A 21,409-nucleotide genomic window follows, 5' to 3' on the forward strand; every position below is an offset into this window, starting at 1 on the left:
AAAACACCATGGCTAAATTTACCCAACACATTGGTCTGGTGGTTCCGCTGGATGCCGCTAACGTCGATACCGATGCCATCATTCCGAAACAGTTTTTGCAGAAAGTAACCCGTACCGGTTTCGGTCAGCACCTGTTTAACGACTGGCGTTTTCTGGACGACGCCGGTCAGGTGCCTAACCCGGATTTCGTGCTGAATAAGCCGCGCTATAAAGGTGCGAGCATTTTACTGGCGCGCGAAAACTTTGGCTGCGGTTCTTCCCGTGAACATGCGCCGTGGGCGCTGACCGACTACGGTTTCCACGCGGTGATCGCGCCAAGCTTTGCCGATATATTTTACGGTAACTCGTTCAATAACCAGTTACTGCCCATCACCCTGAGCGATGCAGAAATTGATGAGCTGTTCGCGCTGGTGAATGATAATGAAGGCATTACCTTTGAAGTGGATCTGGAAGCGCAGACCGTCAAAGCCGGTGATAAAAGCTATCCGTTTGTGATCGACAGCTTCCGCCGTCACTGCATGATTAACGGTCTGGACAGCATCGGTCTGACGCTGCAACACGAAGAAAACATCTCCGCTTACGAGAAGAATCAGCCTGCCTTTATGAACTGATTCCACCCCCGAAAGCATAAAAAAACCCGCGACTGTCGCGGGTTTTTCTTTTCATATCATTCAGACGTCTTTGACTTTATACATCAGGCCTAATGCGATAATCGCCAGCCCCGTCGCCACCCAGTACACCGGATAATGCCCGAAGCTTTCGACGATAAAGCCTTGCAATAATCCCGCGCAGATAACGCCAGTGGAAATGCTGTTGGTGAACAACGTCGTCGCTGAACCCGCACGACCCGGCATCAGATCCTGAAAATAGAGCATCCCGATACCCGCCACGATACCGATGAAAATCGCGTTAAACAGCTGGAGGATCATCAGCGCGGCTTTGAACTGGAACAAAACCAGTCCGGCGTAGAAAACCACCCCGCTGGCCACCGCATACAGCATCAGCTTGCGCTTACCGGTGCGTTTGACCAGATAACCCGCCAGCAACATCGCCGGAATTTCGAGCCCTGCCGCCGTCCCCATCAGCAAGCCCGCCAGCCCTTCCGGCAGCCCCAATTCGCTGGTGATGTAAAGCGGCATATCAATCACGTACATGATGTTGCAGGTCCACATCAGCAGGGAGGCGAAGAACAGAAGACGCACATCTTTATTGCGCCACGCGCTGACCGGCACCACTTTTTCATCCACCGGCTGCTCGACGCGCGGTACCGACGGCAGGAAGAACACGATCATCAGGATGCTGCCGACAAACACCGCGGCGGCGCTCAGGTACATCGGCGTAAATCCGTAATTCAGCGCCAGCATGAAGGAAAGCGGCGGGCCGAGTACCCACGCCAGCGAGAGCATCGCACGCATCATTGAGCTGAACATCACCACTTCGCTCGATGAGCGATCGGCATGTTCACGCGCCAGCGCGAACAGCTGCGGCATTGAGGCATTCCCGATCGCCGCCAGCAATACGCCGACGGTGATCAGCACCAGATAGTCGCGGCTGAACGCAAAGACCAGACTGTTACCGATGGCCATCAGGCAGCAAAAGATCAGCAGCTTGCGGCGGTCACCTTTGTTATCAGAACGGTTCGCCAGCAGGAAACTGATCGCAATCCCGGCGATGGCGTTGACGGTATAAAAGAAGCCGACCCACAGCGGGCGAACTTTCACTTCATTGGTCAGAAACAGACTGAGCGTCGGTGCCTGTAATGCGCCAGCAATACCACACAGCAAGGACACCACCAGAAAGGTGACATAAATGGCATTAATACGAGGTTTTGGCATGACGTCGTCCCTGAGAAATGAAAGTCTTACAAACAAGACCCCCAGTGTAGCTAAGTTTTAAAGGGTTTCGAGGGGTTCTGAAAAATGGATATAAAAAAACCAGTGAGTTACCCCACTGGCTGGTGAAATTACACCATTACTCAGAAAATCGAATTGGGTCGAGCCTGTTGTCTGACTATCAAATCCTTCGACGGTATTGTTCTTCGTCAAGCGACTCCATATCCCACTGTGTCAGCCCGGACAGAATATCCATCCGATAATCGACCGGCACCCAGGACAGCCAGTCAGCATGATTTTTTGCCGCGTTGCGTTTAATGGCAGCGCTGCTGATTGCGGAGAAATAACGCTGATAAAAACGGGCATTCAACGTGCGTTTCATGATGACCTCCGGGTATTCACAACAGGCTTTCGTTGAGAAACAGTATCGGAGTAATATGGGGAAAGATAAATTGATGAAGATCGCCCTTGGAGTTCCCCTTTTATGACCTCACCGCGTTTGCAGCAGCAGTTCATCCGGTTGTGGCAGTCCTGTCATGGCGAAGAAACCGAAACGACCTTGCAGGCGCTGTCCGAGATCCTGAACTGTTCACGGCGGCACATGCGTTCATTGCTCAACGCCATGCAGGAACTGGGCTGGGTGGCGTGGGATGCCGAAGCCGGGCGCGGCAAACGTTCCAGACTGACATTCCTGTATACCGGCCTGGCGCTACAGCAGCAGCGCGCCGAAGAGCTTGTTGAGCAGGATAAAGTCGATCAGCTGGTTCAACTGGTGGGCGATAAAACACAGGTGCGTCAGATGTTGCTATCGCAACTTGGACGCAGCTTCCGTCAGGGCAAACATATTCTGCGCGTGCTGTATTACCGCCCACTGTTTAACCTGTTGCCCGGCACCATGTTGCGTCGTTCTGAGACGCATATCGCCCGGCAAATCTTCAGCGGCCTGACGCGCATAAATGAGGAAAAAGGGGAAGTTGAAGCCGATTTAGCTCATCACTGGCAGGAAATCACACCGCTGCATTGGCGGTTTTATCTGCGTCCGGCGATCCATTTCCATCATGGCCGTGAACTCGAGATGGCGGATATCATCGCCACATTTACCCGCCTGCAACAGGCTCACCGGTTATTTAGCAATCTCTCGTCAGTTTCCTCACCCACACCCAATGTGATCGATATCCATCTGCTGACCCCCGACCGCTGGCTGCCGTGGCTGTTTGGCAATGTTCACGCCATGATCCTGCCGCAGGAGTGGCAGTCGCTGCCGGACTTTGCCCGGCATCCGGTCGGCACCGGTCCTTACGCCGTGGTGCGCAATCAGAAAACGCAGCTGCGTATCCGCGCGTTTGACGAGTATTTCGGTTTTCGCGCGCTGATAGATGAAGTGAATATCTGGGTGCTGCCGGAGCTGACCGAAGATCTGGTCCATTCCGGTGTCCAGTTACAGGCGGATGAATCAGGTAATAGCGAGCTGGAAAGCCGTCTGGAGGAAGGCTGCTATTTCTTGCTGTTCGATCAGCGTTCGCCGGTCGGCCAGCAGGATGAAATCCGCGAATGGCTCTGTGAACTGCTCAGCCCGATTGCATTACTTAACGCCGCAGAACCGATTTACCAGCGCTACTGGTCGCCAGCCTACGGCCTGTTGCCACGCTGGCATCATAAAGATTCGCAGGCGCGCCCGATAAAACCGCAAGGGCTGACGCACATTACGCTGACGTTTTACAGCGAGCATTCGGAGCATCACGCGATCTGCAACGCACTGCGCCCGCTGCTGGCAGCGGAAGGCATCGAGCTGATTATTCAGATTGTGGATTACGCCGTCTGGCATCGCGGCGAGGCGAAAAGCGACTTGTGGCTCGGCAGCGCCAACTTCACCCTGCCGCTGGAATTCTCTCTGTTCGCGACATTCTTCGAGCTGCCGTTGGCCGCGCACTGTTTCAGCAATGACATGAGCGAAGACGCCGCGTTATGGCAGGCGGGTAAATTCTCCATGGCCGAATGGAGCCAGAAACAGGTTGCCAGCCATCATATTCATCCGCTGTTCCATCACTGGTTAGTGTTGCAGGGCCAGCGCAGCATGCGCGGCGTACGCATGAACACTCTTGGGTGGTTTGACTTCAAATCCGCCTGGTTTGCGCCCCCCGACAGTTAATCGGACTATCGCATCGCGCCGTTAATCTCTAGAATGACATTCGTTCTCAACGGGGTGCCCAACTTGTTAAAGCAGCGATGTAAACGCCGCGAGCAAGTTTGGCTGAGATTTAGACCCGTCGAACCTGATCCGGTTGATACCGGCGGAGGGATTTGAGACTGCGCCTTGCTCACTCAAAATCCTTTGCCCCTTTATTTTTTTGGAGCGCAAAGTTGAAAAAATTATTGTCCTGCCTGCTGTTACTTTCTGCACCTGCATTTGCTGCAAAACCTGTCCTGACCGTATACACCTACGACTCTTTCTCTGCCGACTGGGGCCCTGGCCCTGCCATCAAAAAAGCCTTTGAAGCGCAATGCGGCTGCGAACTGAAATACGTCGCGCTGGAAGACGGCGTGTCTTTGCTCAACCGTCTGCGGATGGAAGGCAAAAACAGCAAAGCGGACGTCGTGCTTGGGCTGGATAACAACCTGTTGCAAGCTGCGGAGCAAACCGGGCTTTTCGCCAAAGCACCGAAAACCGACGCCAAACTGGCTGTCCCCGGCGGCTGGGATAACAGTACGTTCGTGCCTTACGACTACGGCTATTTCGCGTTCGTCTACGACAAAAACAAACTGAAGAATCCGCCGAAAAGTCTCGATGAACTGATCAACAGCGATCAGAACTGGAAAGTGATCTACGAAGATCCGCGCACCAGCACGCCGGGTCTGGGTCTGATGCTGTGGATGCAAAAAGTCTATGGCGATAAAGCGCCACAAGAATGGCAGAAGCTGGCGAAGAAAACCGTCACCGTCACCAAAGGCTGGAGCGAGGCCTACGGTTTGTTCCTCAAAGGCGAAAGCGATCTGGTGCTGAGTTACACCACCTCTCCGGCGTATCACATCATCGAAGAGAAGAAGGATAACTACGCGGCGGCCAATTTCACCGAAGGTCATTACATGCAGGTGGAAGTGGCAGGCCAGCTGGCGAACAGCAAGCAACCGAAGCTGGCTGAACAGTTTATGAAATTCGTCACTACCGACGGTTTCCAGAAAGTAATACCGACCGGTAACTGGATGTATCCGGTGATCGCCACACCGCTGCCCGATGCCTTTAATCAGCTGACGGTACCCGCGAAATCCCTGCAATACAGCGCACAGGACGTCGCCACTCACCGCACAGAATGGATCCAGGCATGGCAGAACGCAGTCAGCCGTTGATCCCGCGCTGGCTGTGGCCGGGCGCGGTGGCATCGCTGGCGATGCTGCTGGTTGCCGCGCTGGCGTTAGGCTCTCTGTGGCGTCACGCGCCGCAGATGAGCGGCGCCTCGCTGTGGCAGGATCCCTATCTCTGGCATGTGATCCGTTTTACTTTCTGGCAGGCGTTGCTTTCGGCGCTCTGCTCGGTGCTGCCCGCAATTTTGCTGGCGCGGGCGCTGTTCCGCCGCCGTTTTCCTGGCCGTCAGTTACTACTTCGTTTATGCGCCATGACGCTGGTGCTGCCGGTGCTGGTGGCCGTGTTTGGCATTCTCAGCGTCTACGGCAGACAAGGCTGGCTGGCGCAGCTGTGCGGCTGGCTCGGTATGGATTATCATTTTTCGCCCTATGGCTTACAGGGCATTTTGCTGGCGCACATCTTCTTCAATCTGCCGCTCGCCACCCGCCTGTTGTTGCAGGCGCTGGAGAATATCGCTGTAGAACAGCGCCAGCTTGCCGCGCAGCTGGGCATGAATGCGTGGCAGCAATTTCGTTTTGTCGAATGGCCTGCCCTGCGCCGTCAGATTTTCCCCGCCGCAGCCCTGATTTTCATGCTGTGTTTTGCCAGCTTCGCCACCGTGCTTTCTCTCGGCGGCGGCCCGCAGGCGACCACGATCGAACTGGCTATCTATCAGGCGCTCAGTTATGACTACGATTTAGGCCGCGCCGCCACGCTGGCGCTGATCCAGTTGTTCTGCTGTCTGGCGCTGGTGTTGCTGAGCCAAAAACTCAGTCAGGCGCTGCCGGTCGGACAAACGCACTCTCAGCGCTGGCGTAATCCCGATGATTCCCTGCCGCGCCGCCTCGCCGACGGCGTACTGATCGGCCTTGCCCTGCTGCTGATCCTGCCGCCATTGCTGGCAGTGATTTTTGATGGCGTGAATCGCGCCGCCGTCAGCGTTCTGCAACAGGCCGCGCTCTGGCAGGCATTGTGGACGTCAGTACGTATTGCACTGGGCAGCGGGTTGCTTTGTGTACTGCTCACCATGATGTTGCTGTGGAGCAGCCGCGAACTGCGTTTGCGCAAGTTTAGCGGCTGGGCGCAGGCGATGGATCTCAGCGGTATGTTGATCCTCGCGATGCCGGGCATCGTGCTGGCGACCGGGTTTTTCCTGTTGCTCGGTGATACAACCGGTTTACCACAATCGCCCTGGCCGCTGGTGATCCTCACCAATGCGCTGATGGCGGTGCCTTATGCGTTGAAAGTGTTGGATAACCCGATGCGTGACGTCGCGGAACGCTACAACCCGCTATGTCTTTCGCTGGATATGCACGGCTGGCATCGGCTGCGCCGGGTGGAACTGAGTGCGCTGAAACGCCCGATAGCTCAGGCGCTGGCGTTTGCCTGTGTGCTGTCACTGGGGGATTTCGGCGTGATCGCATTGTTCGGCAACGAGAATTTTCGCACGCTGCCATTTTATTTGTATCAGCAGATCGGTTCCTACCGCAGTCAGGACGGCGCGGTAACTGCGCTGTTATTACTGCTGCTGTGCTTCCTGTTATTCACCCTGATCGAGAAACTGCCGGGCCGCCATGCTGACGCTGAATAAACTGACTTATCTGTACGAGCATCTGCCGATGCGCTTTGATTTACGCATCGCCGCGGGTGAACGCGTGGCGATCCTCGGCCCGAGCGGTGCGGGGAAAAGTACCATGCTGAGCCTGGTTGCCGGTTTTCTCGCGCCAGTGAGCGGGCAAATCTTGCTCAACGGTGACGATCACAGCGCGACACCGCCAGCCAGGCGTCCGGTGTCAATGCTGTTTCAGGAGAACAATCTGTTCTCGCATCTGACCGTGCGTCAGAACATGGGACTGGGCTTACATCCGGGGCTGAAACTCAGCGCGCAGCAAAAGCAGGATTTGGAAGAGATCGCCCGACAGGTCGGGCTGAGTGAGTGTTTAGATCGTCTGCCCTCGCAGCTTTCCGGCGGCCAGCGGCAGCGGGTGGCGCTGGCACGCTGTCTGTTGCGTAGCCAGCCGATTTTGCTGCTCGACGAACCTTTCTCGGCGCTCGATCCGGCGCTGCGCAGTGAAATGCTGAGCCTGCTGGATAAGGTTTGCGGACAGCGTAATCTGACGTTATTGATGGTGTCACACAATCTGGATGATGCGGCGCGGATTGCTCCGCGCACGCTGCTGGTCGTCGACGGCAGAATCTTCTACGACGGCCCGACGCAGGCGCTGGTAGACGGCAGTGCGCCGGAAGCCAAAGTGTTGGGCATCAGCCCAATCAGCGGGTGATCACTTTCCACAGCAGATGGCCGTAAACCGGCATCATCGGCTGCTTGCTGAGCATCACAATGCTGACCACCGTCGCCACCACGCTCAGCACGCACACAACCCGTAATCGCGTCAGCGGCAACCATTTGGTCATCATGTCCGGCGAGCCCTTTCCGGCGCGGAACCAGCGCCACGCCAGCCAGGCACTGAGCCAAATCAGCATCACACTGATAAACAGCAGCCATTTGAATACGCCGCTGTTGTGGCTGGCCGGAATGTCGATGGCGACGCCAGCCAGGATCCCCGGCAGGAAATAAACCGGCGGCCAGGTGATACAGCCGACAATATTCGGGGGCGCAAACTTATACGGCGGCAGATTAAGCATACCGGCGACCAGCGGCACCAGCGGGCGCGTCGGCCCGATAAAGCGCCCTAAAATCACCGTGGCAAAACTGTGGCGATCGAGGGCGTAACCGGTTTTATCCAGCAAGGACTGATAGCGCTGAAGAAAGCGCCAGCGGTGCAGCGGTTCTTTGAATCCACGCCCGATAAAGTAGGACGCCCAGTCGCCGAGGAAGCAACCGAGTCCGGCTGCCAGCCAGGCTTCGTACAGGCCGACCTGACCGCTGCCGATCAGCGTCCCCAGCGTGGCCATCATGACGGTGCCCGGCAGGATTAGCCCGACCAGCGCCAATGATTCGAAAAATGCGACGACAGCGACAATAATTAAAGCAAAGCCCACCGACTGAGCGACCAGATGTTGTAGATAGGCTTCCATAAATTCCCAGTATTCAGTTACGCGAATTGCGCAGATAAATGAGACAAATGTGAGTTTTCTGCATTCTCATTGTAGTCAAAACATTAAGCGGCTGAATTGTCAGCGCATGAACTTTTACAGTCAACCGCGTAATTGTATGCGTATTTGGCTGAGACCTTAGCAATAGACAAAGACTGTATAAATAACCATACTCTGTCTTTGACGATCTCTTATTCATCTCTGTCGTTCCGAGGCGCTTATTAACTCCCCAACCGCACGTCCCTCTTCTGTCCCCGCTGACGCCACGCCGCGTCAGGGTTTTGTGCTAACCCGCCACTGGCGCGACACACAGCGTGGTACCGAGGTGGAATTGTGGCTGGCAACGGACGAGGGCGCGCAAAAAATCCGCCTGCCGTTGCAGGAGTCCGTGGCGTTTATCCCGGCGGTTCAGAAGGCTCAGGCGGAACGTCTTCTGGCCGATGAAAAAAATATCAGTTTGCGCACCTTGCCGATGCAGGATTTCCATTCGCGGCCAGTTCTCGGCCTGTATTGCACGCAGCATCGCCAGCTGATGCGCATCGAAAAATTGCTCAAAGAAGGCGGCGTTCAGGTGTATGAAGCGGATATTCGCCCGCCGGAACGTTTTCTGATGGAGCGTTACATCACCGCGCCGGTCTGGTTCAGCGGAAAACCGGGGCCGGGAAATCTGCTGCTCGACACCAAAATGAAGCCCGCCGAAGGCTACCGCCCGCCGATGAAGCTCTGTTCGCTGGATATCGAAACCAGCGGTAACGGCGAGCTCTACTGCATCGGGCTGGAAGGCTGCGGGCAACGCCACGTCTATATGCTCGGACCGCCAAACGGTGACCCGGACAGTAAGTTTGATTTCCATCTGGAATACGTCGAGAGCCGCCCGCAGCTGCTGCAAAAACTGAATGAATGGCTGGAACGCTACGATCCGGACGCCATCATCGGATGGAACGTGGTGCAGTTTGATCTGCGCGTGCTGCAAAAACACGCGGAACGTTACAAGATCCCGCTGCGTTTTGGTCGCGACGGCGGCGAGTTGGAATGGCGTGAGCATGGTTTCAAACAGGGGCACTTTTTTGCTGCCGCCGCAGGCCGCCTGATCATTGATGGCATCGAGGCCCTTAAATCCGCATTCTGGAACTTCAATTCATTTAGCCTCGAATTCGTTTCGCAAAGTTTACTGGGCGAAGGGAAATCCAGCGACAGCCCTTATCAGCGGCTGGCGGAAATCGAACAGCGTTTTCGTGAAGACAAACCGGCGCTGGCCCGCTATAACCTGAAAGACTGCGAACTGGTTACCCGTATTTTTGCCAAAACGGAGCTGATGCCCTTCCTGCTTGAGCGTGCTTCGGTCACCGGTCTGGCGGTCGATCGCAGCGGCGGCTCGGTGGCGGCGTTCACCCATCTTTATCTTCCCCGAATGCACCGCGCCGGTTATGTCGCGCCCAATCTTGGCGAGCTGGAGGGCGAAATGAGCCCCGGCGGATTTGTGATGGATTCACGCCCCGGTTTGTACGACTCGGTGTTGGTGCTTGATTACAAAAGCCTTTACCCGTCGATTATCCGCACTTTTTTGATTGACCCGGTCGGGCTGGTCGCCGGGCTGCAACAGCCGGACGATGAACACTCGGTTCCCGGTTACCGCAATGCGCGATTCTCGCGGGAAAAACATTGCCTGCCGGAAATCGTTCGTCAAATCTGGCAGGGACGTGAGGCCGCTAAACAGCAGAAGAATAAACCGCTGTCACAGGCGCTGAAGATCATCATGAATGCCTTTTACGGCGTACTCGGCTCGAGCGGCTGCCGGTTCTTCGATCCGCGTCTGGCATCGTCAATTACGCTGCGCGGCCACGACATCATGCGCCAGACCCGCGAACTGATTGAGGCCGAAGGCTACCAGGTGATTTACGGCGATACCGATTCCACCTTCGTCTGGCTGAATAAAGCGCACAGTCAGGAAGACGCTGACGTGATTGGCCGTCATCTGGTTGAACAAGTGAATGTCTGGTGGAAGACGCATTTACAGCAAGAGTACGGGCTGGAAAGCGCGCTGGAACTGGAATTTGAAACTCACTACCAGCGTTTTCTGATGCCGACCATTCGCGGTTCGGAAACCGGCAGTAAAAAGCGCTACGCCGGACTGGTAAAAGACGCCGACGGTGAGCACATCGTTTATAAAGGTCTGGAAACCGTGCGCACAGACTGGACACCGCTCGCGCAGGTCTTTCAGCAGGAACTGTATCAGCGAATTTTCCACCGTCAGCCTTATCAGGATTATGTCCGTGACTACGTGGCCAGCACGCTCAATGGTGAGTTTGATGATAAACTGGTCTATCGCAAACGCCTGCGCCGAAAGCTCAGCGACTATGAGAAAAACGTGCCGCCGCACGTTCGCGCCGCACGGTTAGCCGATGAGTACAACGCGCTGCACGGACGGGCGAAGCAGTATCAGAACGGCGGCTGGATTAGCTACGTGATGACCACGTCCGGGCCGGAACCGCTGGAGAACCGCCTGTCCCCGATCGACTACGATCATTACATTGAACGCCAGCTCGAACCGGTAGCCGACGGTATTTTGCCTTTCCTGCACGACGATTTTGCTACACTTATTACAGGTCAGATGGGGCTGTTTTAAACAAAAGTTGGCGCGAGTCCGGTGATTCGCAGGTGACGAATCGTTTACCTTCCATTACCATAGCGCCCTTTCCCATTTCTGAATCATCCTCACACAGTGAAACACTCCGCGCCTTCGGGCGGGGAAAGAAGACTATTGCCCGCGCGTTATCCGAGGCATAGCAAGCATTGCGCAGTTGACGTCGCAGTTGCCACATCTGGAACATACAACACAGAGAGAGATTATGCCGTTTACATTGGGTCAACGCTGGATAAGCGATACGGAAAGCGAATTAGGATTAGGCACCGTGGTTGCAATAGATGTGCGCATGGTGACTTTGCTTTTCCCCGCCACCGGTGAAAACCGTTTGTATGCCCGAAATGATTCCCCGATCACCCGCGTGATGTTCAATACCGGTGATACCATCAGCTGCCACGAAGGCTGGCAGCTGCAAGTCGAAGAAGTCATTGAAGATAAAGGTCTCTTGACCTATATCGGCACCCGTCTTGATACAGAAGAAACCGGCGTCGCGATGCGCGAAGTGCTGCTCGACAGCAAGCTGACCTTCAGCAAGCCGCAGGATCGCCTATTCGCCGGCCAGATCGACCGCATGGATCGTTTCGCCCTGCGCTTTCGTGCCCGTAAATATCAGCGCGAACAGTTCCGTCTGGAATTCGGCGGCCTGCGCGGTATGCGCGCCAGCCTGATCCCGCATCAGTTACACATTGCTTATGAAGTCGGTCAGCGTCATGCGCCACGCGTTTTACTGGCCGATGAAGTGGGTCTGGGGAAAACCATCGAAGCGGGGATGATCATCCATCAGCAACTGCTGTCAGGCCGCGCCGAACGCGTGCTGATCGTGGTACCGGAAACACTGCAACACCAGTGGCTGGTCGAAATGCTGCGCCGCTTCAACCTGCACTTCTCCCTGTTTGATGACGATCGCTACGCGGAATCCGTTCACGAAGCGACTAACCCGTTTGAAACCGAACAGCTGGTTATCTGCTCGCTGGACTTCGTACGCCGCAACAAATCTCGTCTGGAGCAGCTGTCCGACGCGTCATGGGACATGCTGGTAGTCGATGAAGCGCACCATCTGGTGTGGAGCGAAGACGCGCCGAGCCGCGAATATCAGGTGATCGAACAGCTTTCACAACAAATCCCAAGCGTGCTGTTGCTGACCGCAACGCCGGAACAGCTCGGGCAGGAGAGCCACTTTGCGCGCCTGCGTTTGCTCGATCCGGATCGTTTCCACGATTACGAAGAATTCATCGAAGAGCAGCAGCAGTATCAGCCAGTTGCCGATGCGGTCACGCTGCTGCTCAATAAAGAACCGCTGACGCCAGAAGCGCTGGCTTTACTGGGTGAAAGCGTCGGCAATGCCGATACCGATGCCCTGCTGACCGCCGCCAATCAGGGCGACGAGGCTGCAGCTAAACAGCTGGTTTCCATGCTGATGGACCGCCACGGCACCAGCCGCGTGCTGTTCCGTAACACCCGTAACGGTGTGAAAGGCTTCCCGGATCGTCATCTGCACGCGGTGAAATTGCCGCTGCCGACGCAGTATCAGACCGCGATTAAAGTCTCAGGCATCATGGGCGCGAAAAAATCCGCCGAAGCGCGTGCGCACGACATGCTCTATCCGGAGCAGATTTATCAGGAATTCGAAGGCGAGAATGCGACGTGGTGGAACTTCGACCCGCGTGTGGAATGGCTGCTCGGCTATCTGACCGCCAACCGCGACGAAAAAGTGCTGGTTATCTGTGCCAAAGCCGCCACTGCGCTGCAACTGGAGCAGGTTCTGCGCGAGCGTGAAGCGATCCGTGCTGCCGTGTTCCATGAAGGTTTGTCCATCATCGAACGCGACCGCGCCGCCGCGTACTTTGCGTCGCAGGAAGATGGCGCACAGGTTCTGCTGTGTTCTGAAATCGGCTCCGAAGGCCGTAACTTCCAGTTCGCCAGTAAAATGGTGATGTTCGATTTGCCGTTCAACCCGGATCTGCTCGAACAGCGTATTGGCCGCCTGGATCGTATCGGTCAGCAAAACAACATCGACATTATGGTGCCTTACCTCGAGCAGACCGCGCAGTCGGTGCTGGTTCGCTGGTTCCACGAAGGTCTGGATGCATTTGAGCATACCTGCCCGACCGGCCGCACCATTTATGACAGCGCTTATGAACAGCTGATCGCTTTCCTCGCCACGCCTGCCGAGCAGGAAGGTCTGGATACGTTTATCCTTGAATGCCGCGCTGAGCACGATGCGCTGAAAGAGAAGCTGGAAAATGGTCGCGATCGTCTGCTGGAGATGCATTCCAACGGCGGCGAACGTGCGCAGCAACTGGCGCAGGAAATCGGTGAGCAGGATAACGACGTGAATCTGGTTAACTTCGCGCTGAATCTGTTCGATATCGTCGGCATCAATCAGGAAGATCGCAGCGATAACCTGATCGTACTGACACCTTCCGATCACATGCTGGTGCCGGATTTCCCAGGTCTGCCGGAAGATGGCTGCACTGTGACGTTCGATCGCGAACAGGCGTTGTCGCGCGAAGATGCGCAGTTCATCAGCTGGGAACATCCGATTGTGCGCAACGGTTTGGATCTGATCCTCTCCGGTGATACCGGCAGCTGTGCGGTGTCGATCCTAAAAAACAAAGCGTTGCCGGTAGGCACCATGCTGGCAGAGCTGATTTACGTGGTGGAATGTCAGGCACCAAAACACCTGCAGCTTACCCGCTTCCTGCCGCCGACGCCGGTTCGCATGTTGATGGACAGTAAAGGCACCAATCTGGCTGCTCAGGTCGAGTTTGAAAGCTTTAACCGCCAGTTGAACGCCATCAACCGTCATAACTCCAGCAAGCTGGTGAATGCCGTACAGCAGGATGTGCATACCATGCTGCAACAGGCAGAACCGCAGATTGCCGAACAGGCGCGGGTGCTGATTGAAGCCGCCAAAGTAGAAGCCGACGAGCAACTGACGCAGGAACTCGCCCGACTGAAAGCGCTGAAAGAAGTGAACCCGAACATTCGTGACGATGAGCTGGACGCGGTAGACTCCAACCGTAAGCAAGTGCTGGCAAACCTGAACGATGCCAGCTGGCGTCTGGATGCGATCCGCCTGGTGGTGGTCAGCCACCAGTAAGCCCGACGGGATGCAGCCGGTCTGCATCCCTCTTTCTTTTAACGCTGACACAGACTGAAACCGCTATGAGCGAACATCAACCGAACATCCCTGTCCCTTCAAACACCCGGCCGCTGGAAAACTACAATCCACCGACCGATCCCTGGTTGCAGGTGATTTTTCAGGATGAACACATCATGGTGGTTAATAAACCCAGCGGTCTGCTCTCGGTGCCGGGGAAATTAGCGGAGCATCAGGACAGCCTGATGACCCGCATTCAGCAGGAATTTCCGGTCGCGGAATCGGTGCATCGTCTGGATATGTCGACCAGCGGCGTGATTGTCGTCGCGCTGACCAAAGACGCCGAGCGCGAGCTCAAGCGTCAGTTTCGCGAACGCGAAACCAAGAAAGTGTATATCGCGCGGGTCTGGGGACGCATGGAAGATGATTACGGCATCATCGATTTGCCGCTGATCTGCGATTATCCGAACCGGCCAAAGCAGAAAGTCTGTCACGAGACCGGTAAAAAGGCGCTGACGCAGTACGAAGTGATGTCGTGGGATGATGATGGTACGACGCGCGTCAAACTGCGCCCCATCACCGGGCGTTCGCATCAGTTGCGCGTTCATCTGCTGGCACTCGGGCATCCTATCCTCGGTGATAAGTTCTATGCACACCCCGACGCACTGGCCGCCTCCCCCCGTCTGCAACTGCACGCGCAGGAGCTGTCTTTTTATCATCCGATTACTGATGCCCCACTGGTGTTTAACTGCGAACCGGATTTTTAAGGGAAGTGTTCCGTCCCTGAAAGTAAAAAAGGCGCTGAATTCAGCGCCTTTTTGCATTACGTTCCGGTCAGAAAGTCTTACTTAAACCCTTTCTCACGCTTGATAAGGTCATACGCTGCCTGAATCGACTGCGCCTTTTCCTTCGCCATTTCCATCATTTCTGGCGGTAAACCCTTCGCCACCAGTTTATCCGGATGGTGTTCGCTCATCAGCTTACGGTACGCACGCTTGATGGTGGTCGCATCGTCTGTCGCCTTCACGCCCAGCACTTTACAGGCATCGGCCAGCGTCGGGCCCTGTTGCGCCTGCTGATAGCCGCCACCGTAAGACCGGCCGCCCTGCTGACCGCCTCCGAACTGCTGACCGCCTTCCATCATGCGCAAGAACTGATCGAACTGCATGCGTGAAATGCCGAGCTCTTCGGCGATCACATACAGCACTTCCCGTTCATTGGGGTGCAACGACCCATCGGCATATGCCGCCTGGATTTGAATTTCCAGAAAAGTCCGTATCAGGTCGAAACGACCAAAACACGCACTGCGCAATTCGCGCATTTTTTCCCGCAACGGATAATTGGCTTCTTTCCCGTCGCGAAAGGCGCGCTGCGCGGCATTGCGCTGTTCGCCGTGTAACTGCATACGCTCCATATAGAGGCTGGCTATCTGGATATCGGCCTCAGTAACCCTGCCTTTCGATTTAGTCAGATTCCCCATCACCTCAAATGTGGTGCGGAAGAAGATAGTTTGACGTGTCTGTTGATCGGTGAAATAACCGCGGCGTTTTGCAGCGCGCGCTGTGTCAAACATATGTCCAATCAACAACCCTGATACAATCCCCCAGAAGCCTGTCCCTGACATATAGCCAAGGATAAGTCCGAGCAGTTTTCCCCAATACTGCATATACTCCTCAATTCGCCATGCCGTCGCTTAAAAATTGCTTTATCATAACCGGCATTTATCGTTGTGCCTAACGGCGGCAACGTAACAGGTGGGATTTAACACTAGCGCAACCATGATGAGTGAGATAGTCTCTGACCGTTTGCCGGCATGATGCCTCTGATGACGGAACACCATTTTACGTATGAAAAACAGACGTCTGAAAACACGCTTACCCACAATGCTGGCCGCCACAATCTGGTCGGCATTGTACAGTCACGGCGCAATGGCCGACCTTGCTGCACAATGTATGCTCGGCGTTCCGACCTATGACAAACCTCTGGTGCAGGGTGATCCTAACTCACTGCCTGTGACCATCAATGCCGATAAGGCAACCGGCAACTACCCTGATAACGCACTGTTTAGCGGAAACGTTAACGTTGTACAGGGCAACAGCACGCTGGATGCCGATCAGGTTCAGCTCAATCAAATCGCTAATCCTAATCAGCCCACACCGACCCGTACCGCCACGGCGACCGGCAACGTGCGTTATAACGATAACCAAATCAAGCTGAACGGACCAAAGGGTTTTGCGAACCTGACCACCAAAGATACTGATGTTCAGGACGGTAATTACCAGATGGTTGGCCGCCAGGGCCGCGGTGACGCCGACAAGATGAAGCAGCGTGATAATAACCGCTACACCATCATGGACAACGGTACGTTCACCACCTGTTTGCCCGGCGACAATAGCTGGAGCGTTGTAGGCTCTGAAGTGATTCAGGATCGCCAGGAAGAAGTGGCAGAAATCTGGAATGCGCGCTTCCACATCGGCCCGGTGCCGGTGTTCTACAGCCCGTATATGCAGTTGCCTATCGGCGACCGCCGCCGTTCCGGTTTCCTTATTCCGAACGCGAAATACAGCAGCAACAACGGCTTCGGTGCGACCGTTCCTTTCTACTGGAACATTGCGCCAAACTACGATGCCACCATCACACCAAACTATATGAGTAACCGTGGTCTGCAATTGCAGAACGAATTCCGTTACCTGACCGTAGCCGGTGCGGGTTTGATGGAGTTTGACTACCTCGGTAATGATAAGAAAATTGATGACCAGTATGTCGCAGATGAAAACCGTATCAGCGACAAGACTAAACGCTGGATGTACTACTGGGTGCATTCAGGTGTTTACGATCAGGTATGGCGTTTCAACGTCGACTACACCAAAGTTAGTGACCCGTACTACTTCACCGATTTTGATTCGAAATACGGTTCCAGTACCGACGGCTATGCGACGCAAAAATTCAGCGTTGGCTATTTCAACGAAAACTGGAACGCGACGCTTGCCAGTAAACAGTTCCAGGTGTTCTCCGATTTCGGCAACACCAATGCTTACCGCGCCCAGCCACAGCTAGATGTCAATTATTACAAGAATGATGTGGGGCCTTTCGACCTGCATATTTATGGTCAGGCCGCGAAGTTTACCAGCGTAAATCCGGATAACCCGGAAGCCGTCCGAACTCATATCGAACCGACCATCAGCCTGCCGCTCAGTAACGGCTGGGGAAGTCTCGATAACGAAGTAAAACTGATGGCGACCCACTATCAGCAGACTATTTCGGATAACTATTACGATGCCAATCCGGATACCAAACTGCGCTCGTCAGTTAACCGTGTGATGCCTGAGTTTAAAAGCGACGGCAAAATGGTCTTTGACCGTAACATGGACTGGAACAGTGATTACACGCAAACGCTGGAGCCGCGTGTTCAGTATCTGTACATCCCTTATCGTAATCAAAGCTCAATTAACGTCTATGACTCCACGTTGTTACAGTCCGACTATACCGGCCTGTTCCGTGATAAGAGCTACAGTGGACTCGACCGTATTGCCTCTGCTAACCAGGTGGCAAGTGGTTTAACGACACGTATTTATGATGAAGGTCTGGTAGAACGTTTCAATGCGTCTGCGGGTCAGATTTACTACTTCCAGCCACCGCGTACTGGCGATCAGAACAGCGCACTGGATAAAAATGATGATACCGGTAGCCTGGTGTGGGCCGGTGATACTTACTACAAAATCAACAATTTCTGGGGTGTTCGCGGCGGTGTGCAGTATGACACCCGTCTCGATTCGCTGGCCGTTGGTGATGCGGTCCTTGAGTACAAAGCTGACTCAGAAAGAATGATTCAGTTGAGCTACCGTTATGCCAGCCCGGAATATATTCAGGCGACGCTGCCTGATGTGAAAAATGCAGGCTATCAGGACGGCATTTCTCAGGTCGGTGGTATCGCAAGCTGGCCAATCGCCGATCGCTGGGCGATTGTCGGTGCTTACTATTACGACACCAAAGCACAGCAGCCAGCAGACCAGTTAATCGGCCTGCAATACAACACCTGTTGCTGGGCTGTCAACGTCGGCTACGAACGTAAGATAACCAACTACGACACCGTTAAGTCAGAAAGTAAGTATGACAATAAGATTGGTTTCAACATTGAACTTAGAGGCCTTGGAAGTAATCAAACCCTCGGAACGAAAGAAATGTTGGCCACCGGCATACTGCCTTATCAACGCGCTTTCTAAGCCAGACGACACGTTTAACTCAGTGAACTTGAAACCCGCTTTGCGGATTAGACAAATGGAAAAAGTATGAAGAACTGGAGAACACTTCTCCTCGGCGTGACGCTTTGTGCCAGCACTGCGTTTGCAGCCCCTCAGGAAGTTGATAAAGTCGCCGCCGTTGTGAACAACGGTGTCGTGTTACAAAGTGACGTCGATGGCTTAATGCAGTCGGTTAAACAACAAGCGGGCCAGGCTAAACAACAGCTGCCTGATGATGCGACCTTACGCCACCAGATCCTTGATCGTTTGATTATGGACCAGATCCAGCTTCAGATGGCGTCGAAGATGGGCATCACGCTGACCGATCAGGACGTGGATAAAGCCATTGCCGGTATTGCTCAGCAAAATAACATCACCGTGGATCAGCTGCGTAGCCGTCTGGCTTACGACGGTCTGAACTTCAGCACTTACCGCGCCCAGATCCGTAAAGAAATGCTGATCAGCGAAGTGCGCAACGGCGAAGTCCGTCGTCGCGTCACTATCCTGCCTCAGGAAGTGGACCAGCTGTCCAAACAGGTTGCGGCCCAAAACGGCGGTAGCGCTGAGTTCAACCTCAGCCACATCCTGTTGGCTCTGCCAGAAAACCCGTCGCAGGATCAGGTTGATGCTGCAGAAGAACAGGCGAAGAAAATTGTCGCCGATCTGAACAACGGCGCCGATTTCGGCAAACTGGCTATTACCTATTCTGCTGACTCACAGGCGCTGAAAGGCGGCAACATGGGCTGGGGCAAATTGCAGGAGCTTCCTTCCCTGTTTGCACAGGCGCTGAGTACCGCACAGAAAGGCCAGATCATCGGTCCAATCCGTTCAGGTGTCGGTTTCCATATTCTGAAAGTGAACGATATCCGTGGCGATAACAAAACGGTCTCCGTCACCGAAGTCCATGCACGTCACATCCTGCTGAAACCTTCTGTAGTGATGACCGATGCACAGGCTAAGGCGAAACTGGAAGAGGTTGCTGCTGATATTAAGAGCGGTAAGGCGACGTTTGCTGATGAAGCTAAACAAATTTCTCAGGATCCAGGTTCTGCCCTTCAGGGTGGTGACTTAGGCTGGGCGTCTCCGGACATGTATGATCCGGCGTTCCGCGATGCGCTGTTGAACCTGAAAAAAGGCCAGATGAGCGCTCCGGTGCACTCTGCCTTTGGCTGGCATCTGATCGAACTGCTTGATACCCGTCAGGTCGATAAAACCGATGCAGCACAGAAAGAACGCGCTTACCGCATGCTGTTCAACCGTAAGTTTGCGGAAGAAGCACAGACGTGGATGCAGGAACAACGTGCTGAAGCGTATGTGAAAATTATGGATGGTAATGGTAAATAATACTTCCATGACAAAATCTGTGGTCATCACCCCCGGCGAGCCTGCCGGGGTTGGGCCGGATCTGGTACTGGCGCTGGCTCAGCAGGCATGGCCTGTTGAGTTGGTGGTATGTGCCGATCCGGCCCTGCTGCTTGAACGAGCAGACAAACTGGGGCTGAGTATTCAGTTACGCGACTATGTACAGGGGCGTCCTGCACAGCCTCAGGCCGCAGGTACGCTGACCGTACTGCCGGTGAAAACCGCAGCGCCGGTAACAGCGGGCAGGCTTGACGTCGCGAACAGTTCGTACGTGGTGGAAACTCTCGCCAGAGCCTGTGACGGCGCAATCAGCGGTGAATTTTCTGCGCTGATTACCGGCCCGGTGCAAAAGAGCATCATCAATGATGCTGGCATTCCATTTATCGGCCATACCGAATTCTTTGCCGAACGCAGCCACTGCGATCGTGTAGTAATGATGCTGGCGACGGAAGAACTGCGCGTCGCGCTGGCGACCACGCATTTACCTTTGCTGGCCGTGCCGGGTGCCATTACCCGTCAAAGCCTGCATGAAGTGATCACCATTCTTCATCATGACCTGAAAACCAAATTCGGCATTGCAGAACCGCAGATTTACGTGTGCGGCCTGAATCCGCATGCCGGAGAAGGCGGTCATATGGGGCACGAGGAGATCGACACGATCATTCCTGCACTGGAGGAATTACGCCAGCAGGGAATGAATCTGATCGGCCCGCTGCCCGCAGATACCCTTTTCCAGCCGAAATATTTACAGCACGCTGATGCTGTTTTATCGATGTATCACGATCAGGGCCTTCCGGTGCTAAAATATCAGGGATTCGGTCGCGCAGTGAATATCACGCTTGGCCTGCCCTTTATCCGGACTTCGGTTGATCACGGTACCGCACTTGAACTTGCCGCCACCGGCACCGCCGATGCGGGCAGTTTCAGGACAGCAATAAATCTCGCCATTCGTATGGCAATCAATACTTTTGATCCACAACAAACTGATAAATAAAAACAATGAATAGTAGAGTCCACCAGGGGCACTTTGCCCGTAAACGTTTCGGCCAGAACTTTTTAACCGATCAATTTGTGATTGATAGCATCGTGTCGGCCATTCACCCAATGCCTGGGCAAGCGGTGGTCGAAATCGGGCCCGGTCTGGCAGCGTTGACGGCACCTGTCGCTTCACGTCTGGACAGCATGACCGTTATCGAAATTGACCGCGATTTGGCCGCACGTCTGGAGAGCAATCCTAAGTTTCAGGGCAAATTACGCGTTATTCAGTCTGATGCGATGAAAATCAATTTCGCGGAACTGTCAGAAGAGCTCGGCCAGCCGCTTCGCGTCTTCGGTAACCTGCCGTACAACATCTCTACCCCGCTGATGTTCCATCTGTTCACCTATACCAACGCCATCAAAGACATGCACTTCATGTTGCAGAAGGAAGTGGTTAACCGTCTGGTTGCAGGCCCGAACAGCAAGGCGTATGGTCGTTTAACTGTCATGGCGCAGTATTACTGTAATGTGATCCCGGTACTGGAAGTTCCGCCAGAATCCTTCACGCCGGCACCGAAAGTTGATTCCGCCGTGGTGCGTTTGATTCCACACGACGTGATCCCCTATCCGGTTTCCGATATCCGCATTCTGAGTCGTCTGACGACCGATGCGTTTAACCAGCGTCGCAAGACAATCCGTAACAGTCTCGGTCACTTGTTCACACCAGAACAGATGAGCGCGTTGGGTCTGGATCTTTCAATGCGTGCTGAAAATATTTCTGTTGAGCAATTCTGTAAACTGGCTAACTGGTTATCTACCCGACCGAAAACAACAGAACCTCAGGAGTAGCGA

General features: G+C 54.6%; 16 protein-coding genes and 1 riboswitch. Of the genes, 12 read left to right on the forward strand and 4 right to left on the reverse strand.

The window, feature by feature from the left end:
* Positions 1-8 precede the first annotated feature (8 nt).
* A complete protein-coding gene (gene leuD, locus I2123_RS20310; RefSeq protein ID WP_112168726.1) occupies positions 9-611 on the forward strand; it encodes a 3-isopropylmalate dehydratase small subunit in 603 nt (200 codons plus the stop codon).
* A 60-nt stretch (positions 612-671) separates the two neighbouring features.
* Here the strand turns inward: leuD and I2123_RS20315 are convergent, their stop codons facing one another.
* Both I2123_RS20315 and sgrT read right to left on the reverse strand, forming a co-directional pair.
* Complete coding sequence (locus tag I2123_RS20315) at positions 672-1,835, reverse strand: MFS transporter (protein WP_213051375.1); 1,164 nt, start codon at positions 1,833-1,835, stop codon at positions 672-674.
* Between the two features lie 178 nt (positions 1,836-2,013).
* On the reverse strand, positions 2,014-2,214 hold the full coding sequence (gene sgrT, locus I2123_RS20320) for a glucose uptake inhibitor SgrT (RefSeq protein WP_112168728.1): 201 nt from the start codon (positions 2,212-2,214) through the stop codon (positions 2,014-2,016).
* Positions 2,215-2,316: 102 nt separating this feature from the next.
* Here sgrT and sgrR point away from each other — a divergent pair, with 102 nt between their 5' ends.
* The 4 genes from sgrR to thiQ all read left to right on the forward strand — a co-directional run bounded on the left by sgrR (position 2,317) and on the right by thiQ (position 7,454).
* Positions 2,317-3,981 carry an HTH-type transcriptional regulator SgrR gene (gene sgrR, locus I2123_RS20325; RefSeq protein WP_213051376.1) on the forward strand — a complete coding sequence of 555 codons (1,665 nt, stop codon included), beginning with the start codon at positions 2,317-2,319 and terminating at the stop codon, positions 3,979-3,981.
* Positions 3,982-4,021: 40 nt separating this feature from the next.
* A riboswitch (TPP riboswitch) is annotated at positions 4,022-4,150 on the forward strand.
* A 43-nt stretch (positions 4,151-4,193) separates the two neighbouring features.
* The gene (gene thiB / locus I2123_RS20330) at positions 4,194-5,177 is read left to right on the forward strand and encodes a thiamine ABC transporter substrate binding subunit (protein ID WP_213051377.1); all 984 of its coding nucleotides are present in this window, start codon (positions 4,194-4,196) and stop codon (positions 5,175-5,177) included.
* On the forward strand, positions 5,153-6,763 hold the full coding sequence (thiP, locus tag I2123_RS20335) for a thiamine/thiamine pyrophosphate ABC transporter permease ThiP (RefSeq protein ID WP_213051378.1): 1,611 nt from the start codon (positions 5,153-5,155) through the stop codon (positions 6,761-6,763). The genes thiB and thiP overlap by 25 nt, the downstream gene beginning before the upstream one ends.
* Positions 6,747-7,454 carry a thiamine ABC transporter ATP-binding protein ThiQ gene (gene thiQ / locus I2123_RS20340; RefSeq protein WP_112168739.1) on the forward strand — a complete coding sequence of 236 codons (708 nt, stop codon included), beginning with the start codon at positions 6,747-6,749 and terminating at the stop codon, positions 7,452-7,454. The genes thiP and thiQ overlap by 17 nt, the downstream gene beginning before the upstream one ends.
* Here thiQ and I2123_RS20345 read toward each other — a convergent pair.
* A complete protein-coding gene (locus tag I2123_RS20345) occupies positions 7,444-8,211 on the reverse strand; it encodes a DedA family protein (protein ID WP_112168732.1) in 768 nt (255 codons plus the stop codon). The two genes, thiQ and I2123_RS20345, sit on opposite strands and share 11 nt — an antisense overlap.
* 238 nt (positions 8,212-8,449) lie before the next feature.
* On the opposite strand from I2123_RS20345, the gene I2123_RS20350 reads away from it, so the two are divergent.
* The 3 genes from I2123_RS20350 to rluA all read left to right on the forward strand — a co-directional run bounded on the left by I2123_RS20350 (position 8,450) and on the right by rluA (position 14,743).
* Positions 8,450-10,855 carry a DNA polymerase II gene (locus I2123_RS20350; RefSeq protein WP_213052581.1) on the forward strand — a complete coding sequence of 802 codons (2,406 nt, stop codon included), beginning with the start codon at positions 8,450-8,452 and terminating at the stop codon, positions 10,853-10,855.
* 223 nt (positions 10,856-11,078) lie between these two features.
* Positions 11,079-13,976: an RNA polymerase-associated protein RapA gene (gene rapA, locus I2123_RS20355; protein WP_213051379.1), complete on the forward strand. Its 2,898-nt coding sequence runs from the start codon at positions 11,079-11,081 to the stop codon at positions 13,974-13,976.
* Between the two features lie 65 nt (positions 13,977-14,041).
* Positions 14,042-14,743, forward strand: coding sequence for a bifunctional tRNA pseudouridine(32) synthase/23S rRNA pseudouridine(746) synthase RluA (gene rluA, locus I2123_RS20360; protein ID WP_112168735.1), 702 nt, complete (start codon positions 14,042-14,044; stop codon positions 14,741-14,743).
* A 77-nt stretch (positions 14,744-14,820) separates the two neighbouring features.
* Here the strand turns inward: rluA and djlA are convergent, their stop codons facing one another.
* Positions 14,821-15,642 carry a co-chaperone DjlA gene (gene djlA, locus I2123_RS20365; RefSeq protein ID WP_112168230.1) on the reverse strand — a complete coding sequence of 274 codons (822 nt, stop codon included), beginning with the start codon at positions 15,640-15,642 and terminating at the stop codon, positions 14,821-14,823.
* Between the two features lie 181 nt (positions 15,643-15,823).
* Here djlA and lptD point away from each other — a divergent pair, with 181 nt between their 5' ends.
* From lptD to rsmA, 4 genes are all read left to right on the forward strand, one after another.
* The gene (gene lptD / locus I2123_RS20370) at positions 15,824-18,199 is read left to right on the forward strand and encodes an LPS assembly protein LptD (RefSeq protein ID WP_213051380.1); all 2,376 of its coding nucleotides are present in this window, start codon (positions 15,824-15,826) and stop codon (positions 18,197-18,199) included.
* A 66-nt stretch (positions 18,200-18,265) separates the two neighbouring features.
* Positions 18,266-19,561: a peptidylprolyl isomerase SurA gene (gene surA, locus I2123_RS20375; protein WP_112168228.1), complete on the forward strand. Its 1,296-nt coding sequence runs from the start codon at positions 18,266-18,268 to the stop codon at positions 19,559-19,561.
* Positions 19,551-20,573, forward strand: coding sequence for a 4-hydroxythreonine-4-phosphate dehydrogenase PdxA (pdxA, locus tag I2123_RS20380; protein ID WP_213051381.1), 1,023 nt, complete (start codon positions 19,551-19,553; stop codon positions 20,571-20,573). The genes surA and pdxA overlap by 11 nt, the downstream gene beginning before the upstream one ends.
* 5 nt (positions 20,574-20,578) lie before the next feature.
* Entirely contained in the window at positions 20,579-21,406 is an 828-nt protein-coding gene (rsmA, locus tag I2123_RS20385; protein ID WP_056776854.1) for a 16S rRNA (adenine(1518)-N(6)/adenine(1519)-N(6))-dimethyltransferase RsmA, read from the forward strand.
* Positions 21,407-21,409: the final 3 nt, after the last annotated feature.

Source organism: Rahnella inusitata (genome assembly GCF_018288855.1).
Taxonomy (GTDB): Bacteria; Pseudomonadota; Gammaproteobacteria; order Enterobacterales; family Enterobacteriaceae; genus Rahnella; species Rahnella inusitata.

Coding starts and splice junctions, on each gene's coding strand:
- leuD (WP_112168726.1), top strand. CDS start 9: ATGGCTAAATTTACCCAACACATTGGTCTGGTGGTTCCGCTGGATGCC.
- I2123_RS20315 (WP_213051375.1), bottom strand. CDS start 1,835: ATGCCAAAACCTCGTATTAATGCCATTTATGTCACCTTTCTGGTGGTG.
- sgrT (WP_112168728.1), bottom strand. CDS start 2,214: ATGAAACGCACGTTGAATGCCCGTTTTTATCAGCGTTATTTCTCCGCA.
- sgrR (WP_213051376.1), top strand. CDS start 2,317: ATGACCTCACCGCGTTTGCAGCAGCAGTTCATCCGGTTGTGGCAGTCC.
- thiP (WP_213051378.1), top strand. CDS start 5,153: ATGGCAGAACGCAGTCAGCCGTTGATCCCGCGCTGGCTGTGGCCGGGC.
- thiQ (WP_112168739.1), top strand. CDS start 6,747: ATGCTGACGCTGAATAAACTGACTTATCTGTACGAGCATCTGCCGATG.
- I2123_RS20345 (WP_112168732.1), bottom strand. CDS start 8,211: ATGGAAGCCTATCTACAACATCTGGTCGCTCAGTCGGTGGGCTTTGCT.
- rapA (WP_213051379.1), top strand. CDS start 11,079: ATGCCGTTTACATTGGGTCAACGCTGGATAAGCGATACGGAAAGCGAA.
- rluA (WP_112168735.1), top strand. CDS start 14,042: ATGAGCGAACATCAACCGAACATCCCTGTCCCTTCAAACACCCGGCCG.
- djlA (WP_112168230.1), bottom strand. CDS start 15,642: ATGCAGTATTGGGGAAAACTGCTCGGACTTATCCTTGGCTATATGTCA.
- lptD (WP_213051380.1), top strand. CDS start 15,824: ATGAAAAACAGACGTCTGAAAACACGCTTACCCACAATGCTGGCCGCC.
- surA (WP_112168228.1), top strand. CDS start 18,266: ATGAAGAACTGGAGAACACTTCTCCTCGGCGTGACGCTTTGTGCCAGC.
- pdxA (WP_213051381.1), top strand. CDS start 19,551: ATGGTAAATAATACTTCCATGACAAAATCTGTGGTCATCACCCCCGGC.
- rsmA (WP_056776854.1), top strand. CDS start 20,579: ATGAATAGTAGAGTCCACCAGGGGCACTTTGCCCGTAAACGTTTCGGC.